Genomic DNA, 2,386 nt, shown 5'->3' on the forward strand with positions numbered 1-2,386 from the left:
TCATAGAAAAATTTTTGATTTGAGTTTTTATTTTGTCGTTTGACTAATCAGAATTTCATCAGTATTTTTCATCAAGTTCTGATGGTACTTGTTGCCAAAGTAAACGATATAGTTGTATCGGTTCGTCTTTTCCTTTAACCAGAACTGGTGAAATTTTTTCTAAGGGAAAAATATCTGATTTGAGCTTTTCTTTTGTAGTTTGACTAATCAGAATTTCGTCAGTTTTTGCTTCACTACATATTCGGCTAGTAACATTAGTCGTATCGCCAATAGTAGCGTATTGAATTAATTGTTCCGAACCAATATTTCCGGCTGCTACTTTCCCAGAATTAATTCCTATATGAATAGCAATTGGTTTTTGATGACGTTTTTCTCTCTGTTGATTTAACCGACGAACTGCCCATTGCATATCAATTGCTGCTTTTATCGCTTTTTGTGAATCATTAGCAGTTTGATAAGGAGCGCCCCAAATGGCAAATAAAGCATCTCCTATATATTTTTCTAAAGTTCCTTCATACCTAAAAACAATATCTTCGACCATAATTTTAAAATACTCATTTAGCATAGAAATTATTTGGCGTGGCTCCATGGTTGAAGACATTTTTGTAAAGCCACTAATATCAGAAAATAAGGCTGTTACTTCTGTATCAACTATTTCTAATTTATCTGTTTCTTTAAGTTTTCTGGCTACAGTTAAAGGAAAGAAACGTTCTAATTTATTTCGGAGAATTGCCTCTGCTTGTATTTTCTTATAGAGTTGAGTATTATCTATAGCGATCGCTGCTTGATTTGCTAAACCTGTCAGAAATTCTACATCTTCATCAGAATAAACATTTGATAATGATAAATTATCGGCATATAAAACTCCGATGACTTTATCCCTAGGTTTGAGTGGGATACAAACTGCTCCATGAATTGATTGAGAAACAATTGACTCTGGATTATCAAAGCGCCGATCTAGACAAGCATCTGTAGTTAAAAAAGTCGTACCTTTTTCTAATGCAAAATTAGTAATATTTTTGCTATAAAATCGACCTTCAGTGGTAATTCCTTCTTTTCCTTTGACTGCTTTTTGTTCAAGTTCTCCAGTTTTTTCATTTACTAAAAGTATGACAGCTCTATCTACTTTAATAATCCGAAACAGCAAGTCAAGAATTTTTTCTAGTAAAATTTCTAATTCCGTCGGAGAAGAAAGTTGTTTACTGACTTCCAACAATATTTTTAATTTATCTACTGCCTGAAGATTGATATCTTTTTCCCTCAATTTCAGAACTGATTGTGAATCACATTGTTGTTCGTCTAATAGTAGATTTAATTCAGTTTTATCAGACTCTTGTAAGTATTCTTTAACTATATTTGTCGGACCTATGTCTTGTTCTTGATTAGGATTATTAACAAATTTAAAAATGGCATTGCCACAATGAATTATATCTCCCTCATTGAGTAAGCAACTATCAATTTTAATTCCATTAACAAAAGTACCATTACTACTTTTTTTATCGACAATACTCACACTATCTTGAGAAATTATAATTTGTGCATGATGACGAGAAACACTTGTTTGATTAATAATAACAATAATATTGTCTCTTTCCCTACCAATACTAATTTCACCTGTCGATAATTCATATACTTTTTCATTGGTAGTATCTGGAGCATAAATTAAGTATGGCATTTATTGTTCTCCTAGAGAGTTAAACGAATTCAATACATAGTAAATATACAGATATATTATCTTAATTCCGCTTGAAATTAGCAGTAAGCCCGTATTCAGAGTTTTTCAACTTGTGTAGAATACTGCTGCAAGTTGATTTTAGGCAATAGTTTCAGTAAAATTCCAATAACATTAATTGCAAAGGTACACAGTATTCAATTTTGAACATGAACTCTGCACACTAAATAGGGCTTGCTGAAAAAGTCTTATGGGTGAGGTTAGGAGTCAGGAGTCAGGAGTCAGGATGAATGGGAAATTTAGAGGTGGTAGGAGGAAGAATTATCCCTTTATTTTTCAGCCAATAGTCAACCCAAAATCCTAACTTTTTCAGCTCCCTAGAACGAAAACCTTGTACTTTTTAAAGACCTAAAAAGGCTGAAACTTTTATCTATAAAGTCTTTGATATTTAATCAGCAAACCCGAAATAAAAAAAAGTGTTTAGCTGAGGAGACTAGGAAACACTATCTCTGGTACAACTACACAAAATATTTTTTATCCCATTAGCAAAAGTTGATACCTTGTTATACCAATTCCCATGCATTAATGCTATACTTGAGTGACACTTCAGTTATCAAGTAATTAACACAGGTAAAATAAATTATTACCTAATTATTAGTCAGTTAATGTTCATTATTCTTCTGTGTACGGACGCCCTTATGCAACGTCCCTTCC

At 32.4% G+C, this 2,386-nt stretch carries 1 protein-coding gene; it reads right to left on the reverse strand.

Going from position 1 to position 2,386, the window contains the following annotated elements:
- Positions 1-58 precede the first annotated feature (58 nt).
- The gene (locus tag ACP6PK_RS24655) at positions 59-1,675 is read right to left on the reverse strand and encodes an adenylate/guanylate cyclase domain-containing protein (RefSeq protein ID WP_426563513.1); all 1,617 of its coding nucleotides are present in this window, start codon (positions 1,673-1,675) and stop codon (positions 59-61) included.
- Between the last annotated feature and the right edge of the window lie 711 nt (positions 1,676-2,386).

The organism is Dapis hubbardiae BLCC-M172, from assembly GCF_050016015.1.
Taxonomy (GTDB): domain Bacteria; phylum Cyanobacteriota; class Cyanobacteriia; order Cyanobacteriales; family Microcoleaceae; genus Trichodesmium.

Coding starts and splice junctions, on each gene's coding strand:
- ACP6PK_RS24655 (WP_426563513.1), bottom strand. CDS start 1,675: ATGCCATACTTAATTTATGCTCCAGATACTACCAATGAAAAAGTATAT.